This is a genomic window from Kitasatospora sp. NPDC059327 (assembly GCF_042752535.1).
Lineage (GTDB): Bacteria > Actinomycetota > Actinomycetes > Streptomycetales > Streptomycetaceae > Kitasatospora.
This window is the reverse complement of the sequence record NZ_JBHYYB010000018.1, coordinates 97148-118731: the sequence shown is the minus strand read 5'-3', so window position 1 is coordinate 118731 and position 21584 is coordinate 97148. Positions and strand designations below refer to the sequence as shown.

Genomic DNA, 21584 nt, shown 5'->3' with positions numbered 1-21584 from the left:
GCCTGGCTCTCCGCGGCCTGCCGCTCTGTGCCCGGGCTGTCCGCGGCCGGGCCGTTCGTGGTCCGGGCTGCTGTGACAGGGCTGCTGTGACCGGCCCGTTGCGGCCCGGCGTCCTGCGCCCGGCCCACTGTGACCGGCCCGTTGCGGGCCGGCCTCCGGTAACCGGCCCGTGCGGCGGGTGTCTTGATAGCGGGGCGGAACTCCCGGAGAATCGGTCCATGACCACTCCGGCCCGCTTCCTCCTCGTACGACGGCTGCACGTCGACCTGGGACGGGTCTGCGCGGCCGGCTGTCGTTGCTGACGCGAACCAGGTTCACCAGCAAGCCAGCCACCGCCAGGAGTGTGTCCGTCCGATGTCCCTCACCTTTCACTGGTTCCTCCCCACCAACGGCGACAGCCGGCAGATCGTCGGCGGCGGGCACGGCTCGACGCCCGGCACCGCCGGGTCCGACCGGCCGCCGAGCATCGCCTACCTGGGCCAGATCGCGCGCACTGCCGAGCAGTTGGGCTTCGAAGGGGCGCTGACCCCGACCGGCGCGTGGTGCGAGGACGCCTGGCTGACCACGGCGATGCTGACCCAGGTGACCGAGCGGCTGAAGTACCTGGTGGCGTTCCGGCCCGGACAGATCAGCCCGACCCTGGCCGCGCAGATGGCGGCGACCTACCAGCGGCAGTCCGGCGGGCGGCTGTTGCTCAACGTGGTGACCGGCGGCGAGTCGGCCGAGCAGCGCGCGTACGGGGACTTCCTGGACAAGGACGCCCGCTACGCCAGGACGGGGGAGTTCCTGTCCATCACCCGCCGGCTCTGGGCGGGGGAGACCGTCGACCACGACGGCGTCCATCTGCGGGTCGAGCAGGCCACCTTGAACCGGCTGCCGGATCCGGTGCCGCCGGTGTACTTCGGCGGCTCCTCCCCGGCGGCGGGCGATGTCGCCGCCCGGTACGCCGACGTCTACCTGACCTGGGGGGAGCCGCCCGCGCAGGTCCGCGAGAAGCTCGCCTGGATCCGCGAACTGGCCGCCGCGCAGGGCCGGGTGGTCCGCTTCGGCATCCGGCTGCACGTGATCACCCGGGACACCTCCGCGCAGGCCTGGGCGGAGACCGAGCGGCTGCTCGCGTCGATGGACCCGGCCCGGGTCCGGGAGACCCAGCGGGCCCTCGGCCGGAGCGAGTCGGAGGGCCAGCGCCGGATGCTCGCGCTGCACGGCGGCTCGGCCGAGCGGCTGGAGATCCACCCCGGGCTCTGGGCCGGTATCGGCCTGCTGCGGGGCGGTGCGGGGACGGCCCTGGTCGGCAGTCACCGGGAGGTCGCGGACCTCATCACCGAGTACCACGAGCTGGGTGTCGACGAGTTCGTGCTCTCCGGGATACCGCACCTGGAGGAGGCCTACTGGTTCGGGGAGGGCGTCCTGCCGCTGCTCGCCGCCCGCAACCTCTGGCACCGGCCGTAGCCTCCGGCGCCGGCGCCGACGCCGGGCGGCGCCGTGGCCCGGCGCGCGGCGTCGGTCAGGGGATCCGGAACTCCTGCGACTTGTTGCCGGGCGTGCAGGTGACCATGGTGACCTGGTTGCCCGCGCCGTTGTCGGTCAGGCAGGTGTAGCCCATGTGGTCGGCGAGCGAGAAGGCGCCCGGCGTGCTCGCTGCGGTGACCTTCCAGTTGGTGAGGAAGCTGAAGCCGCCCGAGAGCGACACCCGCCCGTCCGTCTCCTGGACGAGGGGCGGGCCGCTGAGGTTGCACGGGTTGAACTGGTGCCAGCTGCTCGGGACGGTGTGCACCCAGCCGTAGGCGGTCGTCCCGCCCATGATCACGGCCTGGCCGCCCGCCGGACTGTCCTTGGACAGGCCGAGCTTGAGGCCGGAGGCCACGTTGACGATGGCGCCCCAGTTGGTGCCGCCGCAGCCCGGGGGCGTGGCGGGCGGCTGCGGCGCCGCGGTGGTGGCCGCGGGCTGGGCGCCGGGCTGGGTACCCGGCTGCGTACCGGCCGCGGGTGCGGGGGTGCCGGCCGGCGGGGCCGGCACGTTGGCCGGAGGCTGGGTCGCGCCGCCCCCACGCGGCGGAGTGCCGCCACCGCCGGTACCGGTGGTGGGCACGGTACCGGCGGGCTGGGTGCCGGCGGCCGGGTGGACCGGCTGCTGGGTGGCGGGCCCGGGGGTGGTCGGCGCCGCGCCGGTCGAGGGCGGAGTCGTCGCAGGCGGGGGCGTCGGGGTCCCGGCCGTCGGTGCCGGGGCACCGGTGCCCGCCGGGGCGGAGACGGTGACGGCCGGCTGCGCCCCGGGTGTCTTCGCCTCGGAGCTGAACGGGGTGCGGTCGATCAGCAGGACGGTCGCGGTGCCCGCCGTGATGATCACCGGTATGACGATCGGGACGAGGAAGCCGCGTCGCGGCCGGCGCGTGCCGGTCTCGGTGGCGGCGCGGGACTCCACCTTGCCGACCTCGCCCGCCTGCCCGGCGGGTACCGCCGGTACCCCGGGAGTCGCGGGCGTCGCCGGGAGCGCCGGGGCGTCGGGTGCGGCGCCGATCGCCGCCCGGGCCGCCGCCGCCATCGCCGCGGCGTCGGCGAAGCGGTCCGCGGGCTTCTTGGCCAGCGCGGTGGCGATCAGCCCGCGGACCGCCTCGGGCAGGGCCGCCGGCAGCTCCGGCGCGGGCTCCCGGATGTGTTTGAGGGCCACCTCCAGCACGCTCTCGCCGACGAACGGCGGGTGCCCGGTGAGGAGTTCGTAGCCGACCACGCCGATCGAGTAGAGGTCCGAGGCCGGTGTGACGGCTTGGCCCTCGGCCTGCTCGGGGGCCATGTAGAGGGCCGTCCCGATCACCGCGTGGGAGGCGGTGATCCTGGTGCTCGCCACGGCCCGCGCGATGCCGAAATCGGTCACCGTCACCCGGTCGTCGGGCCGGACCATCAGGTTGGACGGTTTGACGTCGCGGTGCACGATGTCCTGCCGGTGGGCGGCGTGCAGGGCGTCCAGCGCGGCGGCGAGCAGCCCCAGCGCCCGCGCGGGCGGCATCGGCCCGCTCCCGGCGAGCACCTTGTCCAGCGGCTGCCCGTCGACCAGCTCCATGACGATGTAGGCGACCCGGTCGTCCCGGCTGTCCTCGCCGCTCTCGTCGTCCTCGTCGTCCTCGCCGTCCCGGCCGTTCTCGCCGTAGTCGTGGACGTCCACGATGCCGGGGTGCTTCAGCGCGGCGAGCAGCTGGGCCTCGCGCCGGAAGCGCTTGGCGAAGGTACCGTCCTCGACCAGCCCCGGGTGCAGGATCTTCACGGCGACCTGCCGCGCGAGCACCCCGTCGTCGGCGCGCCAGACGGCGCCCATGCCCCGTCGCCGATCCGCTCGGTCAGCGTGTAGCGCCCCCCGAGCACGGTCCCCCGGCTGCTCATGCCCCTCGCCCCCACGTGTCATGCCCGGTCCAACGGGCTCACCGGCCGCACAGTCTGCCAGAGGACACCGAGCCCCCCGGCCGCGTGCCCGCCCATGCTACGGATCACTCCCGACGGATCGTCAGCGGGTGGGCGTGCGAACGACGGACGGCGCACCGGCGGCGACGGCGGCGCGGTCCGGTCGGGGTGCCGCCGGGGTCCTCCGGCGACGGGTGGCGCCGGGAGGGCCGGAGGGGTCGTCCGGCGGGCATCGGGGCTGAGTAGGGTGGGTGCGACAGCACATCGTGAACCCGACCAAGGAGCAGACGTGAGCGTGCCGGCGTCCATCGCCCTGCAGCAGGAGATCGCCCGGGAGCTGGAGGTCGCCGAGACCTTCGAGGCCGCGCGGGAGATCGAGCGCCGGGTGGCGTTCCTCGCCGAGCGGCTGACCTCCACCGGTCTGCGCGCCCTGGTGCTGGGCATCAGCGGCGGTGTCGACTCCACCACCGCCGGCCGGCTCTGCCAGCTCGCGGTCGAGCGGGCCCGCGCCGCCGGTCACGAGGCCCGGTTCTACGCGATGCGGCTGCCCTACGGGGTCCAGGCCGACGAGCACGACGCCCAGCTCGCGCTCTCCTTCATCCGGCCGGACCACCTGCTGACCGTCGACATCAAGCCCGCGAGCGACGCCGCGCTCGATGCCGCCGTCGCCGCCGACGTGGCCTTCCGCGACGCCGGCCACCAGGACTTCGTGCACGGCAACATCAAGGCCCGCCAGCGCATGATCGCCCAGTACGCGGTGGCCGGCGCCCACGACGGCCTGGTGGTCGGCACCGACCACGCGGCCGAGGCGGTCTCCGGCTTCTTCACCAAGTTCGGCGACGGCGCCGCCGACCTCGTCCCGCTGACCGGCCTCACCAAGCGCCGGGTGCGCGCCGTCGCGGACACCCTGGGAGCGCCCGCCGAGCTGGTGTGGAAGGTCCCGACCGCCGACCTGGAGACCCTGACGCCGGGCAAGGCCGACGAGGACGCGCTCGGGGTCACCTACGACGAGATCGACGACTTCCTGGAGGGCAAGCCGGTCGGCGAGCAGGCCTTCGACACGATCGTCCGCCGCTACCGCCTCACCGACCACAAGCGCCGCCTGCCCATCGCGCCGTAGGGTGCGTCGGCCACACCTCGTTCCGCCCGTGCGTCAGCACCTGACGCACGGGCGGAGCGGGATGCTCGTCAGGCTCCCGGAGCCCTGGCCGTGACGATCAGAGTCCCGATGTGCCCCTCGGTCGGGGCGTCGAGAACACGGGCTTCCGCGGCTTCGAACCCGCTCCGCCGGAGCAGGCCGACCCACCTGCGGGGCGTGTAGGCGTAGCGGTAGGTGTGGAGCGCCTTCCCGGCGAAACCGCCCTTGTACATGCCCTGCGGGCCGTAGGCCCCGGGGATCGCCGGGGGGTGCGAGAAGGCCAGGACGCCGCCGGGGTTCAGCCGGGCGGCGATCAGGGGGAGCAGCTTCAGCGGGTCCGTGAACCAGACCGCTCCGAACACCGAGTAGACCGCGTCCCAGGTCTCGTCGGTGCCGCTCAGGTAGGCCAGCACCTCGGCACAGTGGATCCGCACGCCGGACGGTCCCCAGCGCGCCGAGACCTTCTCCACCATCACGGGTGAGAGGTCCACGCCCGTGACCTTCACGCCCCGCTCCGCCAGCGCGGCCATCGCGCGCCCGGTGCCGCACCCGATCTCCAGCGCACTGGCCGGAGACCCGAGCAGTTCCGGCCCGGGCCCGTGGTCGGTGTACTGGGTCCAGCGGAACACCGACCCGGCGTCGAAGACGTCCTCCTTGATACCGGCTGCGTACGCGTCCCAGAGTTCACGCTCGGACTCGATGTCGTGCTGTGCGGGCAACTGGCTTCCCTTGAGGAGGAGTCGGTGGTGTGGGTGTTCCTGAATCAGGGCGTGAGGCAGGGCGCCCTGGATGCCCGTTCAGTGGCCGGTGTCACCACTGTGCACACCGTCACTTCAGTGCGGCAGCCGCTTTGGTGATGAGCGCCCGCGCATCCGAGCCGTAGACAGCCATGCCGGTCAGTATGCGGAACGCGCTGTCGTAGGTGTCGATCTCACCGGGGGCCTTGATGGTCACGACGGCCGAGAGAGACTCCGTCATCACTTGATGGTTGTCGAAGATCAGGAAGGCCTCCAGCGGCCACATGAGGCGATCGGCGTCGAACGGAATGACCCCCAGGCTGACACGAGGCAGGCCCATGACCGCTGCCAGGGCTTCCAGCTGACCACGCATGACGAACCGATCGCCGATGCGGTACCGCAGGACGCTCTCCTCGATCAACAGTGCGTACCGATGGTCGCCTTCGCGCAATAGCCGCGACCGCGCGACGCGGGCTTCGACCGCCGCCTCGACGTCATTCGGCGTCCTCTGGAAGGCAGTGATGCGGCGCATCAGCGCGGTGGCGTACTCGCGTGTCTGGACCAGGCCGGGTACCACGTTCGAGCAGTACGCCCGGCAGAGGCGGGTCCGCTCGAACAGCGACATGATGTCCTCTTGGGAACGGCGCATCCCGTTCCGGTGCACGCGCTTCCACTGGACGTACATCGAATCGGCGGCACGGTTCGCCGCGATCAGATCAGCTGCCTCGCCCTCCGTGCCGCAGGCCCGGCACCAGTCGCGGATGTCCGCGTCCGACGGCGTCGTTCTGGCATTCTCGAGCCGGCTGGACTTCGATTTGCTCCAACCGCTCCGGACCGCCACCTCGTGGCCCGAGAGCCCCGCGTCAAGCCGGAGCTCCCGCAGACGCTTCGAGACGGCTTCGCGGGCGGCCTGCGCAGGTGAAGAGGGCGAGAGGGCCATGATCCGACCGTCCGACCAGGGCTCTCAGAGCTCGTATGTCTCGTGCGGCGTGGCACGCTCCCACACCGCTTCGAAGGCGGTGTCGCACAGCGCCGCCACGGCCGGATCATCGGTGAATGTCTCCCCCAGGTATGCGCCGTCCCCGGAGAAGTGTCCGAAACGGACAAGGCGGCCGTCCAGGAGCCAGAAGTCGTTTCCCGGCAGGGTGAGATCGGACGCCTGCTTCCGAGGGAGCCAACGGACCTGCTCACCCGCGCCGAGGTTCACGACGGTGCCCGCGTGCTCATACCGGATGTAGTCGCTGACGGGCTCCGAGACGATTCGGGCTCGGCGCACGCTCACCCGGCGGGTTGTCAGGCTGGCGACAAGGTTCACCCAGGTCGACCAGTAGGACGACGCCGGGTCCACGTCCCGCTCCCCGGTGGCGAGCCAGCGGGCGAAGTCGTCGGCTTCGTCAGCGACGCCGTAAGCGTCTCGCATCTCCAGATGGACCGCGCTGGAGGTCACCGAGGTGAGCTGCTCAATGAAGTCCGGAACGCTCTGCTTCATCACACGCCTTCCTGAGGAGCGGCACCATACGCGCCGGAACGTGGATCACCGACTCGTGATCCGGGATGATGTTCTCGTGGCCCGGGCCATGCCCGGCGGTCAGGGCCTCGGCGATCATCGTGTCGTCAGCAGTGAAGCCTTGCAGGACGATGGTGCCGGTTTGGTCGTCGACCCAGATGGTCGGGCTGTTGGCGGTGCCCGTATCCGGGTCGATACCGAGGAACCGTAGTGTCACGTCGCTCTCCTCTGCCACGTTCTCGTGGGCGATCTCGCAGGGCACTCCGCTGAGGTTCGTCCTCAGCATCGGCCGGTGTCTGTGACGCTGTGAGGGGTGAGCGACTTCCAGTGAATGGCCACTCCCCCCTATTCGGGCCGGTGAACCGCCGGGATGGCGCTTCGGGGCCCCTATGATCCGAACCGGGCGGGACAAATCCCTGGCCCCGGAGCGGGCTTCCGGAGAGGATGCCCGGTATGACATTGCCGCTCCTCCTGCTCGATGTCGACGGACCGCTCAACCCCTACGCCGCCAAGCGGCACCGGCGCCCGCACGGGTACGGCACGCACCGGGTGAAGCCCGACACATGGGTCGCCCGCTTTCCGCAGAAGCCCGCCGAGCGCGTGCGGCCGCTGCGGATCTGGATCAACCCGGACCACGGGCCCGAGCTGTTGGCGCTGCGGTACGAGCTGGTGTGGGCCACCACGTGGATGGACGAGGCGAACACCTTCATCGGGCCGCTGCTCGGGCTGCCGCGGCTCCCGTACATCCATTGGCCGCAGCTGCACCAGGAGGATCCGGACGGCCTGCACTGGAAGACCAGGAACCTGGTCGCCTGGGCCGCCGGCCGCCCGTTCGTCTGGGTCGACGACGAGCTGAAGCCGCAGGATACCGAGTGGATAGCCGCCCACCACCCCGGCCCGGCGCTGACCCTGCGCATCGACCCCAAAGTCGGGCTGGGAGACCGGGACTTCACCACACTGCGGGAGTGGGCGGAGACGGTCGCATGAGGATCAGGCGGAGCGGCCGCGGCGGTGACCCGGTCGAGGTGGCTGTCGCGGCCGGGCGAGGTAGGTCTCGAAACCGGAGACCCGACCCGTCGGCGTGAATCCGGCCTTCGTGAGGACCCGGCCCGAGGCCGGGTTGTCCGGGTGGTGCTTGGCATGGACCACGGGCAGCCCGAGGCGGTCGAAGCCCAGGGCTAGGATCCCGCGGACCCCCTCTGTCGCGTACCCCCTTCCCCAGGCGTCCGCGCGGAGGATGTAGCTGACGGTGGCGGCCGGTCGGTCGAGGCGGAGCTTGACGATCCCGAGCAGGTCACCCTTCCGAGCGAGACCGACTGTGTAGACCGTGCGCGGGAGCTGGTCGGCGGCGGCCATCGCTTCACGTGCGTAGCTGCCGGCTTCGGCGGGGCCCATCGGGCCCCGCCCGAGGAATCCGATCGATTCCGGACCGTAGATGTCCTGGAGGGCGACGGCGTCGTCCGAGGTCAGCTCCCGTAGCCCGATCACGCGGCCGCCGTTTCGATGAGGTCGGCCAGTTCGGCGGCGGTGGGCCGGTCGTCGGCGTCGGCCAGCAGGACGTACCGCAGGCGGGCCTGGAGAGACGGCCACGGCAACGCGGTGGAGAGCGGGACGGCGCGGTGGGCGATGGCCTTGCGCTTGATCTCTACCGGGGCGTCGCTGCCAATTCCGGCGGTTTCGTAGTCCTGCGGCCAGGTCCCGGTGACGCAGGTCCACAGGGTGCCGGCGAGGGCGTAGACGTCGGCGGTCTGCGTGGTCTCCACGGGCTGGGGGCCGTTGATGATCCGGGCGGCCAGCTCGGGCGCGGTGAGGTGGATCATCGTGCCGTCGAACGTCGACCACGGGGTGATGCCGACCTGGCGGGACCACGCGAAGTCCAGTAGCCGGACGCCCTGTTCGGTGTGGATGGCGTGCTGGGGCTGGAGGTCGCCGTGCACCCAGCCGGCCTCGTGCAGGTCGGCCACCACCTGGCACAGGTCGACCGCAGCGGCGAGGGCTCCGTCCCTCCCGTCCTCGCCCTTGCGGACCGGGCGGAAGACGTCCCAGGTGGACGGCCCGACCAGCCAGGGGGTGACGTACCAGACCCCGCCATCAAAGCGACCTACGGTCACGGTGCAGTCGGGGAGTTGGTCCAGCACGGAGGCTTCGCGGGTGGTGACCTCGGCGGCCTCGCCGGTACCGAGCTTGATGCTCACCACCCCGCGCGGGCCGCCGGCCTTCCACACCGCCGAGCCCCGCCGGTCGCTGATCTCCTTCAGCTCCAGCGGCCCGCAGACGGCCTCCGCCGCCGTCAGTGCCGCTCTGGCCTCGGAAGGGAACTCGCCCATTCTCGTACTGCCTTCCACTCGCAGGGGATGTGCTCGAAGGCGTCCCGGCCGTCGTCCACCGCCACGGACAGCGCTGTGGCGAGGTCGGGAGTTGCCTCCAGGAGCTTCGGGTCCAGCGGCCGGACACCCGCCCGCACCGGGAGGAACGAGCACGGAGGTGGCGGGATGCTCTGCCCGCGCCGACCGGTCTCAGTCGCTCCCTGGGCGAACTTCCCGAACATCACGCCGACCGGGGCATACAGGTTCTTCAGTGCCCAGTGCGGCCAGGTCATCAGCTCCCGATGGTCCGCGCCCTCGCAGCACCCGACCAGCACCACGTTCTCGCACGCGAGGAGACCGAACGGGCGGCCCATGAGCGGGCGGACCCACTCTGCGGCCTGTACCCCGGCGTAGAACAACTCCGCTTCCACGGCGTACCGGTGGCTTCCTGGGGCGATCTCGTAGATGGTCCACCCGGTCATCCCCCGGCGGGTGGAGGGCCGCAGGAACGGGCAGTGCTCGTGCAGGTCGGCGAGGTAGCCGTTCACGTCGACGCCGGCGGGGTTCTCAGTCCGGGCCTCGGTGAGGCGGAGCGCCCCGGCGGTGGGCCGGGACGCTCGGTCGAACGGTGCAGTGATCACAGGTCGGACGCCGCCTGGGTCAGGTCGTCGCCGTCGCCGGGGCCGGGTCGTGGACCGCAGTCCCACTCCGCGGTGACGGTTCCGGTCTTCCGGTACTGCGCGAGGGCATCGGTGTTCACGGTGCCGTCGGCGTCCGCGAACCAGATCTCCGGCAGCGGCCCGTACGCCTCCTCGTACGCGGCCACCCAGGCGATGGGCCCGGAGCCCTTCGTCTCGACGTGGGTCAGCTTGCGGCCGGCGTGCTGAAGGGCGAACGCGTCGTGTGCGGCCGGGTCGGCGACGAGGGTGTGCCACGCCGCGTCGACCGCACCGGAGAACATCTCCGGTGCGGTCGCGCCCACGCCGATCCGGCGTGCGGCGATCGTGAAGAACTTGCCCAGCTCGATCAGCTCGGGGCTGAGGTTGATGCCGGCGGCGTTCACGGGCTTCTCCGATCAGGTTGGTCATGCTCACCCGGGGCGGACGAGCAGTGCAGGGCCCGGTCTCGCGGAAGGGGTCAGCCGGGCGTGACTTCGCGGACATGCGTGTGGATCACGTCTCGCCGTCGCACCGCTTTCTCGCCGGGGCCACGGGGAGTGAGTGAGACCGTAGTGAGCGGATCACGGACAGTGCCATGAAGTTGCATGCGGTTGCACCGATTCACCCGACGGCGTTGCGTGCCTTGGCGATACGCCTCTTGGTCTCGGCTCCACGAACGGCGATCTTGGCCAGTTCGGTCCGGCGCTTATTCGGTCGATCGTTCTAGGCTCGGACCGGTGGGCGAGGCCTCACCGTAGGGCGGGAGCGGGCGGAGGGCGGTGGCATGAGGGTCGGGACGGTGGAGCGGCTTCGGCGGTACCCGGTGAAGTCGATGCTGGGGGAGGAGCTGGGCGAGGCCGCGGTGTCCGACCGCGGGCTGGCCGGCGACCGGGTGATGGGGCTGCTCGATGCCGGGAGCGGGCGGGTGGCGAGTGCCAAGAACCCGCGGCTCTGGGCGGGGATGCTCGCGTTCACGGCGGTGCTCGAACCGGGCGGTGTCGTGATCACCGGGCCGGACGGTCGGGAGGTGGGGGAGGGCGAACTTTCGGAGGCGCTGGGCCGCAAGGTGCTCCTGGTCGACGAGCGCCCGCCCGGGGCGATCGTCGAACGGGCCGTCCCCGAGGAGGTGTTGGCGCACGGCATCGCGGAGGAGGTAGCCGTCACGGAGAGCGAGATCGGTCGGGCCGCGCCTGCCGGGACGTTCTTCGACTTCGCCCCGCTGCACCTGCTCACCACCTCCACCCTGGGCGCCGTGCCGGCCGAGGCCGAGCGCTACCGCCCCAACGTGGTGATCCGCACCGAGGGCGCCGGCTACGTGGAGAACGCGTGGGTGGGCCGCGAGGTGCGGATCGGCCCGGACCTGCGGCTGCGCATCCTCGTCCCCACTCCCCGCTGCGCCGTCCCCACCCTCGCGCACGGCGAACTCCCGCGCAGTACGGCTGCACTGAAGGTGCTCGCCGCGCAGAACCGGCTGGTGCCGCTGGAGGGGATGACGGCGCTGCCCTGCGCGGGCGTGTACGCGCAGGTGGTGGAGCCGGGGGCGGTCGCGCTGGGGGACGCGGTCGTGCTGGACTGATCACTGCTGCGGCCAGGGCCGTCGGCCGGCTCGGCGACGGCGGCCCTGGCCTGCTCGCGCTGTCGGCCGGCCTGCCGGCTCGGACGGGATTCCATCGGTGCTCAACTCCCGGACGGCGGAAACGGGTTCTGCCGGTCGTCGAGCAGGACGCGCACCCAGACGCGCTTGCCCGTACCACGCCGCAGGACCACTCCGAAGTCGAAGGCCAGCTCGCGGACGAGCTCGATCCCCCGGCCGCCCTCGCTGAAGCGGCGAGGACGCCGGTCCCGCAGCGGCAGGTCGAAGCGCGGATCCCAGACTTCGAGCCGGCAGTCGCCCGCGAACTCCTGGAGGTAGAGGCGCACTTCGCCGTTCCCGTGGCAGGCGTGGACGACCGCGTTGGTGACCAGCTCGGAGGTGATGAGCACGAGATCGTCGACGCGCTCCCCGTCCCACCCCCACGAGGCGAGCCGGTCGCGGACCTGGCGGCGGGCGGTTCGCACGGAGGAGTCGTGCTCCGTGAGGGTGCCTTCCCAGGTGTGGAGGATCGGTCTGCTGAAGACGCTCACGGTCGGTCCTTCGTCATCGCGTCGGCAGGAAGGAACCCACCGGCCTCTGCGACAGACAGTAGGCGCACGACTACAGGTGACTATGAACGGGTGGAATACGGCCTATCCGTCCAGGCGGAACCGGTCCGACATTCGGCGCAGCCTCTCGCGGGTGGCGGCTCGTTCGGCGTAGACGATCTTTCGGAGTGTGGCCCGGGCGATCGGGTGGTTGCGGACGAGCTGAGGGGCGATCCGCTCGGCCTCCTCCAGTTCTGTGAGCGCCCGGTCGCGGTTGCCGTCCCACAGCCAGGCCCGCGCCAGATCCATGCGGTGATGACCGCGCCGGGACTTGGGGAGCGCCGATACGTGCTGCGGATCGGCGCGCTCGTTCAGCAGCAGTGCCTTGGTGTGGTCCCCCATCTCCACCTGCACGGAGACGGCGTGGACCTGCACGTTTCCCAGGGAGAACGTCAGCGAGTGCCGATCGAAGGTCGCCCTTCCGGCCGGCTTCATGCGCCGCGCCGCCCGTCGCGCCTCCTCGATGCGGTCCTCGACCTGCTGGGCGTCACCGGCCCGGGCGGCCGACACCGCGGCCCGGAGATGCAGGCTTCCCCACGCGCGGACGGCCAGCGGGTCGCCCATCTGGTTCGCGTCCTCGATCGACCGCAAGGCCTTGTCCGACAGTGCGATCGCGTCGGGCCAGTCGGCCGTGGCCCACATGTCCCAGACCCGCATCCAGTCGGCCACGGCGGGGAGCACGCTGTCGCCGGACCTCGCGGCGGCCCAGGAGGCCCGCTCACAGGCCATGGCGATCAGCTCGGGGTGCCCGAGGGTGTGGGCGGCGGTGTGTGCGAACTTGCAGCAGACGGCGTAGACGGAGAACGCCTCCTCCCGCTCATGGCCGGCGGCCACCTCCGCGAGCGCCCGAGCCTCCCGCAGCAGATCCGGCAGCATGCCCAGGATGGCGGTGTTGGCCGCCTCGTCGCGGAGCCGGTGCAGGTGCTCCGTCTCCCGCCACAGATCACGGGAAGCGCGTGGAGAGCCGTCGAACACGGGAGTGAGGTCGTAGCGGCGCAACTCACGGAGAATTGCGGCTGCGGAGATGTGCCACTGGTTCTCCGAGGACTTCTCCGCGATGTACGGGCGCTCGACCAGGTCGTTCGGGTGACAATGCAGCGCGGCGGCCAGCTGATTGATGACCCCGGCCCGATCGAGCTCGATCCGCCCTGCCTCGACCTTCGAGACCCAGCCCTGGGTCCGACCGACTGCCGCCGCCAGATCGGCCTGGGGCATGCCCAGCCTCAGGCGGGCACGCCGGATGCGCTTTCCGATGGTTTCCTGCTCGTCGAGCATTGAAGCCTCCCCATGCCGAACCGGGTCCGAGGGCGTCCCTCGATCGGAAAGGTATCCGCGATCGACCGCGAGGGCATGGTGGTTGTGAGTCCAATCGCCGGTTCGTGCGGTTCCGGGGGTCGGGAGGTGAGGCCTGGTGCGTTGCGTGCTCCAGTGGCCATTCCTGATCGTGGTCTGGCGACCCGGACCGATGACGCGGCGGAACGGATGATCAAGCAAGCAATCGAGGAGATGTCATGCCGGACCCGCAGGGCCCGGCGAAGCGCCGGGCCGAGGATGAGTTCGCCGGGCTTGCGGGTGATCCTGGCGGCGTCGCACTGATGTCCCAAGGGTGTCCGCGTGTTGAGCGGCGTTCCCGATCTACCGTGCCGGTGCCGGTCCGCCCGGTGGTTGGAGGGACCTCCGGGGCGTCCGCAGGGCTTCGCGGACGCGGGTGGCGCCCGTGAGTGCCGTGTGACGGTCGGCTGCTGGGGGTCGCGGGGCGACGCCCGCGCACGGGCGGCACAGCCCCGGTCGTGGGACGGGGTCGTGGCACCCGGGGCACTCCGTGTACCGCGCGGCCGGGTGCGGCCGATCCTCCCGCATCGGCGGCAGCTTGCGGGTGAGGCGGCTGCGGAGCACGGCGACGGGGGAGTGCAGCTGGGCCGGCAGGCCGGGGAGGAGTGCCCGGGCGAGGTCGTCGGCGGTGCAGCCGCGGTGCAGCCATTGGGTGACCAGTGGCGCGAGGCCGAGCGCCTCGGCCTCGCCGAGGCGCAGGCGCGGTTCCGGGCGGAGTACCCGGAAGAGCGTCGCCACGGCGGTGCGGGTGTGTTCGTCAGGAGGAGGCGGGAGGGCGGGTGCTTTCCCCGGCTCCTTTACCGAAGGGGCGTCAGGGCGCCCGGAGTTCCGCTCACCGGGTTCCGGACGGGTGGCACTCGGCCGCGCGTGCGGGGTGTCGTAGACGTGGGTCTCGCTGCGGAGTGTGCCGTCGGGCAGTCGGACGGTCTCGACCCGGTAGTAGCCGGCGTCCGTCAGCTCCTTCAGGGCCCGCCGGACGGTACCGCGTCCCTGCGGGCTGGTGTCGGCCATCTGGCGGCCGTCCTCGCGCCGCCCGTCGGGGCGGGAGAGCAGGTCGGCGAGCAGTCCTCGGGCGGTGTAGCTGAGCCGACGGTCCTGGAGCAGACCGTTGGGCAGCACGGTGAAATGGCGCGCGTGGGCGCTACGATGGACACGCATCGGGAGGTCTTGCTCCTGTTGCCGGGCCCCGGGGTGTTGGCGCACCGCCGGGGTCATCTATGTCTCTTTGTTCCGTTGGTAATTCGGAACGTAGCACAGACATGGTTCGGCAGCGGAATGATTCGGGAAACGGTCCTGAATGCGCTCCAGATGCTCACCAAAAGGTATCTGATCGATCGTCAATCATCGCGCATCAGATGCCGGGGACGGCGTCCTTGGCATTGGTGTGCCAGTTGGTGACGACCGGCTTGTCGACCTTGACGGAGCCGACCGGAATGCTCGCCGGGTTCGCGTCCCCCTTGCCGATGGCGATGATGACGTCCTTGAACTCGATGACCTGGTTGGTGTTGGTGCTCTTCGGGTTGATGCCCGCGTAGACGACCGTGGAGCCGGTGAGCGTGATCGGCGCGCCGGTGGCCTGCTCGGCGTTGCCGGCCTCGATGCCGCCCGAGCCGAAGGCGATGACCGGGTGTTCGCCGGGCAGGACGCAGGTGATGCCGGCCTTGGCCTTGGCGGAGATCTGGATGTAGCCGCCCGCCTGGCTCTCCATCTTGGCGCCGAAGACGAGGTCGTTGGCGCCGCAGGCCTGGCCGTAGCCGGTCTTGTCGCCCGCGCCCGGCGCGGTGGTGGCGGCGGTGGTCGGCTTCGCGGTCTTGGCGGGCGCGGCCGTGCCCGGGGCGGCGGCCGTCGGTGCGGCGGAGGTGGGCGCGGCGGCCGGGGGAGCGGTGGCACCGGCGGCGGTGGTCGGGGCGGCACTCGCGGCGGCGGGCGCGTCACTGTTCTCCGGGCCGCAGGCGGTCGCGGTCACCGCGATGGCGGTGACGGCGAGTGCGGTGAGGGTGAGTCGCGAGCGCATGGGAGTCCCAACTTCCGTCTGTCAGTGCGTCTTGCTGTCTGCCTCCACGCTAGGTCCGGCTTGATCACCGGCTGGTGCGTGAAATGTCCCGGTCGTGTTGCAGCGGCCGGTGCCGGGTCGGGCCCCGGTGGTGATTCAGCGACCGGTTCGGGTCCCGGCCGGGGGTGAGCCCGCGCCCAGCACCGCGTCGAGCGCGGCCAGGAACCGGTCCGTCGTCGCCTCGTCCCGGACGGCGATGCGCAGCCAGTCCGGCCCCAGGCCGGGGAAGGTGTCGCCGCGTCGGACGGCGAAGCCGTGCTCGCGCAGCCGGGCGCGGACGGCGGTGGCGTCGGGCAGTTCGACCAGGACGAAGGAGGCCGCCGGCTCGCCGTGCACCCGGGCGGTCGGGAAGGTGGCGAGGCCCTTGAGCAGGTGGTCGCGGTGGACGGCGAGGTCCCGCGCGGCCCGTTCGGCCTCGGCGAGGGCTTCGGGCGCGCTGCACGCCTCGGCGGCGGCCAGGGCCGGGGTGGAGACCGGCCAGAGCGGCTGGGCGGCGCCGAGTGCGGCGATCAGGGGGGCGGGGCCGAGCACGTAGCCGATCCGCAGGCCCGCCAGTCCCCAGGTCTTGGTGAGGCTGCGCAGGACGACCACCTGGCCGGGCAACTCCCCGGCAGCGGTGGCGGCGAGGGATTCGGTCTCGCCGGGCACGGTGTCCATGAACGCCTCGTCGATCACCAGGGTGCGACCGGGGCGGGCCAGGGCCGCGACGGCGGCGGCCGGGTGCAGGACGGAGGTCGGGTTGGTGGGGTTGCCGAGGACGACCAGGTCGGCCTCCTCCGGTACCGCGCCGAGCCGGAAGCCGTCCGAGGGGGTGAGCAGCACGCGCTCCACGGCGTGCCCGGCGTCCCGCAGCGCCGCTTCCGGTTCGGTGAACTGCGGATGCACCACGACGACATGACGTGGCGTCAGGACACGTGCCAGGAGGACGAAGGCCTCCGCCGCACCCGAGGTGAGCAAGACCTCCGCCACCGGTCGCCGGTGCCGCGCGGCGACGGCGGCGCGGGCGGTCGTCCCGTCGGGGTAGGCCGCGAGGTCGCCGATCGTCGCCGCGAGGTGCTCGCGCAGCCACTGCGGGGGTGTGCCGGTGCGGACGTTGACGGCCAGGTCGACCAGACCGGCCCCGTCGGCGCGCACCTCCGCGTCACCGTGGTGGCGGAGGTCATGGTCGGGGGTGGTCACGAGTGGTCTCCATCGACATCGACGAGAAGGGGCAGCCCGGGGACGCGGACGAGTGTGTAGCGGTCGGAGGCCGGTGGCGTGTACGTGAGGCCGTCCCCGAGGGCCACCAGGGCGACGGTCTCGCCGTGCGAGGCGCGTTCGACGGCGGCGCGGACGTGGTCGGCGGTGGCGCTGGCGGGGTCGGTGGCGCTGGCGGGGTCGGCGGTGGTGAGCCGCCGTGCGTCCGGCCGGAGCAGCGGGGCGGCCGCCGCCAGCGCGTCCGCCGTGCCCACCACCACTGAGGCACGGCGCAGCTCCGCCTCGGCTCGGGAGACGACCAGGTCGCGCGGCCCGGGACCGAGGCCGACGACCGTGAGCCGGCCGACGGTGAGCCGTCCGACCGCTAGCCGTCCGACCGCTAGCCGTCCGACCGCGAGCCCTCCGGCGACCGCCACCCGGGCGACCGCCACCGTCACCGTCGCCGACTTCTGCTTGGGGACGAGGAGTTCGCCGCCCGGCGCGCCGGCCAGTGCGGCGGCCTCCGCCACGCTCAGGGTGCCGACCGCCGCGCCGACGACGGCGGACGGGTTCGGGACGGTGACGGCCGCGAGGTCCTCGGCCGTGTGCTCGTCCACCGGGACGCCCAGCAGGGTGGCGGCGCGGCGGACGGCGGGGTGGTCGCCCTTGCCGGTGAGGGTCGCGAGCCGGGCGACGGAGGCGTCGGCCAGTCCGGCCTCCCGCAGGGTCCGGCGGATCAGCTCGGCCACCTCGGGCAGTGCCGTCGCCTCACGCAGGCCGACGCCGACGACGAGGGCAGCGGGGACGCCGACGACGAGGGCGCCGGGGACGCCGAGGGCGGCGACGCCGGCGGCTCCGGGGGCGAGGACACCGACGCCGGTGACCACCGGGCAGCCGTCGAGCAGCGCCGTCACCTCGCCGGCCAGGTCGTCCGCGCCGCTGCCGGTCAGCGACACGGGGAACGGTCGGCCCGGGTCCACACAGACGATGTCGACGTCACCGGGGCCCCCGTCGAGCGCGGCAGCCCGCCCGGCCGGACCAGTCCGCTCGGCCTGGGCGCGCCGGAGCAGCAGTCGTACGATCGAGGCGACGGGAGCGACACAGACCAGCTGCCGGCACGCGCCCAGCGCGCGGGCCAGGAGCGCCTCCGGGCTCTCGCCGTCGTCCTCGGCCCGGAACACCGTGCTGCCGTCCGGCCGGAGCGCGTGCAGTTCCCCGGCGAGCCGGCGGCCCGGCGCATCGAGGGCCAGCAGCCCGATCACTTCGCGTTCCCTTCACCCGGCGGCCGCTCCCGGGCCGCCCGATGGTCGTCCGGTGCCCGCCGGCGGCAGTGCGGCGGCCGCTCGCCGGCCCACGAAATCCCACCATGGCCGCGACGGACGGGTCAATCGGGGCCGCTGTGACCTCCGCCGCCGACCGCAGGAGGCTGTTCGTCTGTTCTTCATCTTTCCTGTGCCGTACACGCCACCGCCGCGCTCCTACTGTTTGCGGCGCTCCGAACCCGGCACCGCCGGTCCGGCGCGAACGCACCCCGCACGGCACGGCGCCACCCCTGCACGGCACCACCCCGCACGCCGCACCACCGCGCACCACCCCGCACAGCGCACCATCCCGCACAGCCCCACCGGCGGTTCCTGCCGAACCCCGGATTCCCGACGCACGGAGGACACCATGCCCTTCGCACGACTCCGCCCGAGCAGCCCCCGCCGCACCCTGACCGCCCTCGGCGCCGGGCTCGGCCTGATCGCCGGCTCGCTCGGCCTCTGGGCGGCCACCGGCACCGCGCAGGCCGCGACCCTGCCCACGCCCGACCACGTGATCGTCGTCGTCCTGGAGAACCACGCGTACTCGCAGGTCATCGGCAGCTCCAGCGCGCCGTACATCAACGGCACCCTCGCGGCGGGCGGCGCCACGCTGACCCAGTCGTACGGGCTCACCCACCCCAGCGAGCCCAACTACTACCAGCTGTTCTCGGGCAGCGCGCAGGGTCGTACCGACGACAGCTGCGTGCCGGTCGGCTCGCTCACCGCCGCCAACCTCGGCTCCGAGCTGATCGCCGCCGGCAAGACCTGGGGCAGCTACAACGAGGGCCTGCCGAGCCAGGGTTCGACCACCTGCAGCAGCGGCAAGTACGCCCAGAAGCACAACCCGTGGTTCGGCTTCAAGAACGTGCCGACCAACACCGCGTACACCTTCGCGCAGTTCCCGACCGACTACACGACCCTGCCCAAGGTGTCCTTCGTCGTGCCGGACCTCTGCAACGACATGCACGACTGCTCGGTCGGCACCGGTGACACCTGGGTCAAGAACAAGCTCGGCGCCTACGCGACCTGGGCCAAGACCCACAACAGCCTCCTCGTGGTCACCTTCGACGAGGACAACCGCCTCTCCGGCAACCGGATCCCGACCGTCTTCTACGGCGAGCACGTCACGCCGGGTTCCACCACCGCCACCACCTACAACCACTACAACGTGCTGCGCACGCTGGAGGACCTCGCCGGTCTGACCACCCACGCGGGCAACGCCGCCTCCGCCGCCACCATCACCGGCATCTGGAACTGACGCCCGTGTACGTCGCGGAATCCCGCAGCTCCAAGGCCCCCGTCGCCCCGGCCCCCCGGCCGGGGCGGCGGGCGGCCGCCGTGCCCGGCACCGTGCTGGCCCTGGGGACCGTCAGCCTGGTCACCGACATCTCCTCCGAGATGGTCAGCGCGGTGCTGCCGCTCTACCTGCTCACCGGGCTCGGCCTCTCCCCGCTCGGTTTCGGCCTGCTGGACGGCATCCAGAACGGGTTCAGCGCGCTGGTCCGGCTGGCCGGCGGCCACCTCGCCGACCGGCGCGGCGCCGACGGCGCGTCCCGGCACAAGGCCGTCGCGGTGGTCGGGTACGGCCTGTCGGCGCTCTGCAAGCCGCTGCTGCTGCTCGTCCACACCGTGCCGCTGATCGGCGCGGTGCTGGCCGTCGACCGCACCGGCAAGGGGCTGCGCACCGCGCCGCGGGACGCGATGATCTCGCTGGCCACCGAACCCGAGCACCGGGGGCGGGCGTTCGGCGTCCACCGGGCGATGGACACCGCCGGCGCGCTGATCGGCCCGCTCGCCGCCTTCCTGGTACTTCGACTGGCCGGCGGCCCGCTGCTCGCCGACGGCGGCGAACGGCACGGCTACGACGCGGTATTCACCGTCAGCGCCTGCGTCGCCGTGCTCGGCGTGCTGGTGCTGCTGCTCTTCGTGCCGAACCGGCAGCCGGGCGACGCTGAGCCGGCCACCGCCCCCCGGCTGCGCGACGGCCTCGCCCTGCTGCGGCTGCCCGGGCTGCGCCGGCTGGCGCTCTGCGCGGTGCTGCTCGGCCTCACCACCGTCAGCGACTCCTTCCTCTACTTGCTGGTGCAGCGCCGCCTGGGCCTCTCCACCGACCTCTTCCCGCTGCTGCCGCTAGGCACCGCCGCGGCCTTCCTGCTGCTCGCCGTCCCGCTGGGCGCGCTCGCCGACCGGATCGGCCGACGCCGGCTCTTCCTGGCCGGTCACGGTGCACTGCTGCTGGCGTACGGTCTGCTGCTCTCGCCGCTGGGCGGACTGCCGACGGCGGTCTGCGTCCTGGCGCTGCACGGCGCCTTCTACGCCTCGACGGACGGCGTGCTGGCGGCCGCGGCGGCCGACGCGGTACCGGCGGAGCAGCGCGGCGCCGGGCTGGCCCTGGTCGGCACCGGGCAGGCGCTGGCCCGGTTCGGCTGCTCGCTCGCGTTCGGCGCGCTGTGGAGCGCGGTGGGCGGCACCACCGCGCTCGGCTGGTCCGCGGCGGCGTTGGCCGGTGGTGTGTTGGCGGCCGCCTTCGTGCTGCGCGAGGCCCCCGGGGCCGACGCGGGGCCCGCCACCGGCGAGTCCGCCCCCGCCCCCGACCCCCGCAGTCCCGCCCCCGCCCCCGACCCCCGCGGTCCCGCCCCCGCCGCCGGGCGCGACTCCGCCCCCGTCCGCGACTCCGACTCCGAGGTGCCCTCGTGACCCAACCGCTCCAAGGCCGGACCAGGGTGCTGATCCTGCTCGTCGCCGTCCTGCTGCTCGGCTCGGTCGGTACCGGCGCCGTGCTGTACGCGTCCGACCGGTCGGCCCGCAAGGACCAGGCGCAGCCCGGCGGCCCGGTGGTGACCCCCGGCCCGGTGTCGCTCCAGGCCCCGCCCGGCGCGCGCCGCCTGCTCTTCCGCAACCTGGCCTGGGGCCCGCACCGGGACGAGATCGTCACGGTGCCCGCCGACCAGCCGGACGGCCCGCGCACCGCCTCGGGCGTGCAGTGCCTGCGCTTCTACGCGGCGGCCGGCACCGGCATCTGCCTGCAGGCCGAGCGCGGGGCGCTGCAGGACACCTACCACGCCGTCGTGCTCGACGACCACCTGCGCGAACTGCGGTCCTTCCCCGCCGCCGGCATCCCGACCCGTTCCCGGGTCTCGCCCTCGGGGCACCTCGCCGCCTGGACGGTCTTCGTCAGCGGCGACTCCTACGCGGGCACCAACTTCTCCACCCGCACTTCGATCGTCGACGTCCGCGACTGGAACCTCCGGGACAACCTGGAGACCTTCGCCGTGATCAAGGACGGCAAGCCGTACCAGGCGCCGGACGTCAACATCTGGGGCGTGACCTTCGCCGACGACAACACCTTCTACGCCACGGTGGCCACCGGCGGCCAGACCTACCTCGTCCGCGGCGACCTCGCCGCCCGCACCCTCACCACGCTGCACCAGAACGTCGAGTGCCCCTCGCTCTCCCCGGACGGCACCCGGATCGCCTACAAGAAGCGCGTTCCGGGCCTCTCTGAGGACGCGCCCTGGCGGCTCTACGTGCTCGACCTGGCCACCATGACCGAGACGGCCACCGCCGACCAGCGCAGCATCGACGACCAGGCGGTCTGGGCCGACGACGCCACTCTGCTCTACGCGCTCCCCGGCGACTTCGGGGCCGATCTGTGGACCGTCCCGGCGGACGGCGGCGGCCTGGCCGAACGGGTGCTCGAAGCCGCGGTCGCACCCGCCTATCCGAGCTGATCGGGCTGGTTGGTCCCACTCGGAACTTCGGGCGTAGGGTCCACGTCGAGAGTGCGAGGAGCGC

The 21584-nt window shown here is 72.6% G+C and carries 22 protein-coding genes; 7 read left to right on the top strand and 15 right to left on the bottom strand.

What is annotated here, in order from left to right; translation table 11 throughout:
• The first annotated feature begins 354 nt into the window (after positions 1–354).
• On the top strand, positions 355–1452 hold the full coding sequence (locus ACFXHB_RS14180) for an LLM class flavin-dependent oxidoreductase (RefSeq protein WP_380574364.1): 1098 nt from the start codon (positions 355–357) through the stop codon (positions 1450–1452).
• 55 nt (positions 1453–1507) lie between these two features.
• Here ACFXHB_RS14180 and ACFXHB_RS14175 read toward each other — a convergent pair whose 3' ends face one another.
• Positions 1508–3313, bottom strand: a complete 1806-nt coding sequence (locus ACFXHB_RS14175; RefSeq protein WP_380574363.1) for a serine/threonine-protein kinase — start codon at positions 3311–3313, stop codon at positions 1508–1510.
• Positions 3314–3685: 372 nt separating this feature from the next.
• Here ACFXHB_RS14175 and nadE point away from each other — a divergent pair, with 372 nt between their 5' ends.
• Positions 3686–4516, top strand: coding sequence for an ammonia-dependent NAD(+) synthetase (gene nadE / locus ACFXHB_RS14170; RefSeq protein ID WP_380574362.1), 831 nt, complete (start codon positions 3686–3688; stop codon positions 4514–4516).
• 68 nt (positions 4517–4584) lie between these two features.
• Here the strand turns inward: nadE and ACFXHB_RS14165 are convergent, their stop codons facing one another.
• From ACFXHB_RS14165 to ACFXHB_RS14150, 4 genes are all read right to left on the bottom strand, one after another.
• Positions 4585–5253, bottom strand: coding sequence for a class I SAM-dependent DNA methyltransferase (locus tag ACFXHB_RS14165; RefSeq protein WP_380574361.1), 669 nt, complete (start codon positions 5251–5253; stop codon positions 4585–4587).
• 109 nt (positions 5254–5362) lie between these two features.
• Positions 5363–6211, bottom strand: a complete 849-nt coding sequence (locus ACFXHB_RS14160; protein WP_380574360.1) for a helix-turn-helix domain-containing protein — start codon at positions 6209–6211, stop codon at positions 5363–5365.
• A gap of 24 nt (positions 6212–6235) precedes the next feature.
• The gene (locus ACFXHB_RS14155; RefSeq protein ID WP_380574359.1) at positions 6236–6760 is read right to left on the bottom strand and encodes a DUF6879 family protein; all 525 of its coding nucleotides are present in this window, start codon (positions 6758–6760) and stop codon (positions 6236–6238) included.
• A complete protein-coding gene (locus ACFXHB_RS14150) occupies positions 6732–7040 on the bottom strand; it encodes a hypothetical protein (protein WP_380574358.1) in 309 nt (102 codons plus the stop codon). The genes ACFXHB_RS14155 and ACFXHB_RS14150 overlap by 29 nt, the downstream gene beginning before the upstream one ends.
• Positions 7041–7231: 191 nt before the next feature.
• Between ACFXHB_RS14150 and ACFXHB_RS14145 the strand changes: the two genes are divergently transcribed.
• The gene (locus ACFXHB_RS14145; RefSeq protein WP_380574357.1) at positions 7232–7765 is read left to right on the top strand and encodes a hypothetical protein; all 534 of its coding nucleotides are present in this window, start codon (positions 7232–7234) and stop codon (positions 7763–7765) included.
• Positions 7766–7768: 3 nt separating this feature from the next.
• Here ACFXHB_RS14145 and ACFXHB_RS14140 read toward each other — a convergent pair whose 3' ends face one another.
• The 4 genes from ACFXHB_RS14140 to ACFXHB_RS14125 are packed head-to-tail and all read right to left on the bottom strand — an operon-like array spanning position 7769 to position 10147.
• A complete protein-coding gene (locus tag ACFXHB_RS14140) occupies positions 7769–8266 on the bottom strand; it encodes a GNAT family N-acetyltransferase (RefSeq protein ID WP_380574356.1) in 498 nt (165 codons plus the stop codon).
• Positions 8263–9105, bottom strand: coding sequence for a hypothetical protein (locus ACFXHB_RS14135; protein WP_380574355.1), 843 nt, complete (start codon positions 9103–9105; stop codon positions 8263–8265). Before ACFXHB_RS14135 ends, ACFXHB_RS14140 begins: the two co-directional genes overlap by 4 nt.
• Positions 9069–9725, bottom strand: a complete 657-nt coding sequence (locus tag ACFXHB_RS14130; protein ID WP_380574354.1) for a hypothetical protein — start codon at positions 9723–9725, stop codon at positions 9069–9071. The genes ACFXHB_RS14135 and ACFXHB_RS14130 overlap by 37 nt, the downstream gene beginning before the upstream one ends.
• Positions 9722–10147: a hypothetical protein gene (locus ACFXHB_RS14125; protein ID WP_380574353.1), complete on the bottom strand. Its 426-nt coding sequence runs from the start codon at positions 10145–10147 to the stop codon at positions 9722–9724. The genes ACFXHB_RS14130 and ACFXHB_RS14125 overlap by 4 nt, the downstream gene beginning before the upstream one ends.
• Before the next feature lie 380 nt (positions 10148–10527).
• Between ACFXHB_RS14125 and ACFXHB_RS14120 the strand changes: the two genes are divergently transcribed.
• Positions 10528–11319: an MOSC domain-containing protein gene (locus ACFXHB_RS14120; RefSeq protein WP_380574352.1), complete on the top strand. Its 792-nt coding sequence runs from the start codon at positions 10528–10530 to the stop codon at positions 11317–11319.
• Positions 11320–11420: 101 nt separating this feature from the next.
• Here ACFXHB_RS14120 and ACFXHB_RS14115 read toward each other — a convergent pair whose 3' ends face one another.
• From ACFXHB_RS14115 to ACFXHB_RS14090, 6 genes are all read right to left on the bottom strand, one after another.
• A complete protein-coding gene (locus ACFXHB_RS14115; RefSeq protein ID WP_380574351.1) occupies positions 11421–11867 on the bottom strand; it encodes an ATP-binding protein in 447 nt (148 codons plus the stop codon).
• A 102-nt stretch (positions 11868–11969) separates the two neighbouring features.
• A complete protein-coding gene (locus ACFXHB_RS14110; RefSeq protein ID WP_380574349.1) occupies positions 11970–13199 on the bottom strand; it encodes a helix-turn-helix domain-containing protein in 1230 nt (409 codons plus the stop codon).
• A gap of 360 nt (positions 13200–13559) precedes the next feature.
• Complete coding sequence (locus tag ACFXHB_RS14105) at positions 13560–14414, bottom strand: hypothetical protein (protein WP_380574348.1); 855 nt, start codon at positions 14412–14414, stop codon at positions 13560–13562.
• 193 nt (positions 14415–14607) lie between these two features.
• Positions 14608–15270, bottom strand: a complete 663-nt coding sequence (locus ACFXHB_RS14100) for a hypothetical protein (RefSeq protein ID WP_380574346.1) — start codon at positions 15268–15270, stop codon at positions 14608–14610.
• Positions 15271–15405: 135 nt separating this feature from the next.
• On the bottom strand, positions 15406–16488 hold the full coding sequence (gene cobC / locus ACFXHB_RS14095) for an Rv2231c family pyridoxal phosphate-dependent protein CobC (protein ID WP_380574345.1): 1083 nt from the start codon (positions 16486–16488) through the stop codon (positions 15406–15408).
• Positions 16485–17747: a cobalamin biosynthesis protein gene (locus ACFXHB_RS14090; protein ID WP_380574344.1), complete on the bottom strand. Its 1263-nt coding sequence runs from the start codon at positions 17745–17747 to the stop codon at positions 16485–16487. The genes cobC and ACFXHB_RS14090 overlap by 4 nt, the downstream gene beginning before the upstream one ends.
• A gap of 409 nt (positions 17748–18156) precedes the next feature.
• Here ACFXHB_RS14090 and ACFXHB_RS14085 point away from each other — a divergent pair, with 409 nt between their 5' ends.
• Genes ACFXHB_RS14085 through ACFXHB_RS14075 form a run of 3 tightly spaced genes read left to right on the top strand, consistent with a single transcriptional unit; the run spans position 18157 to position 21520 of the window.
• Positions 18157–19047, top strand: coding sequence for an alkaline phosphatase family protein (locus ACFXHB_RS14085; protein ID WP_380574343.1), 891 nt, complete (start codon positions 18157–18159; stop codon positions 19045–19047).
• Positions 19048–19052: 5 nt separating this feature from the next.
• Positions 19053–20486 carry an MFS transporter gene (locus tag ACFXHB_RS14080; protein WP_380574341.1) on the top strand — a complete coding sequence of 478 codons (1434 nt, stop codon included), beginning with the start codon at positions 19053–19055 and terminating at the stop codon, positions 20484–20486.
• Positions 20483–21520 carry a TolB family protein gene (locus ACFXHB_RS14075; protein WP_380574340.1) on the top strand — a complete coding sequence of 346 codons (1038 nt, stop codon included), beginning with the start codon at positions 20483–20485 and terminating at the stop codon, positions 21518–21520. Before ACFXHB_RS14080 ends, ACFXHB_RS14075 begins: the two co-directional genes overlap by 4 nt.
• Positions 21521–21584: the final 64 nt, after the last annotated feature.

Coding starts and splice junctions, on each gene's coding strand:
- ACFXHB_RS14180 (WP_380574364.1), top strand. CDS start 355: ATGTCCCTCACCTTTCACTGGTTCCTCCCCACCAACGGCGACAGCCGG.
- ACFXHB_RS14175 (WP_380574363.1), bottom strand. CDS start 3,313: ATGGGCGCCGTCTGGCGCGCCGACGACGGGGTGCTCGCGCGGCAGGTC.
- ACFXHB_RS14160 (WP_380574360.1), bottom strand. CDS start 6,211: ATGGCCCTCTCGCCCTCTTCACCTGCGCAGGCCGCCCGCGAAGCCGTC.
- ACFXHB_RS14155 (WP_380574359.1), bottom strand. CDS start 6,760: ATGAAGCAGAGCGTTCCGGACTTCATTGAGCAGCTCACCTCGGTGACC.
- ACFXHB_RS14145 (WP_380574357.1), top strand. CDS start 7,232: ATGACATTGCCGCTCCTCCTGCTCGATGTCGACGGACCGCTCAACCCC.
- ACFXHB_RS14135 (WP_380574355.1), bottom strand. CDS start 9,105: ATGGGCGAGTTCCCTTCCGAGGCCAGAGCGGCACTGACGGCGGCGGAG.
- ACFXHB_RS14120 (WP_380574352.1), top strand. CDS start 10,528: ATGAGGGTCGGGACGGTGGAGCGGCTTCGGCGGTACCCGGTGAAGTCG.
- ACFXHB_RS14110 (WP_380574349.1), bottom strand. CDS start 13,199: ATGCTCGACGAGCAGGAAACCATCGGAAAGCGCATCCGGCGTGCCCGC.
- ACFXHB_RS14105 (WP_380574348.1), bottom strand. CDS start 14,414: ATGCGTGTCCATCGTAGCGCCCACGCGCGCCATTTCACCGTGCTGCCC.
- ACFXHB_RS14100 (WP_380574346.1), bottom strand. CDS start 15,270: ATGCGCTCGCGACTCACCCTCACCGCACTCGCCGTCACCGCCATCGCG.
- ACFXHB_RS14085 (WP_380574343.1), top strand. CDS start 18,157: ATGCCCTTCGCACGACTCCGCCCGAGCAGCCCCCGCCGCACCCTGACC.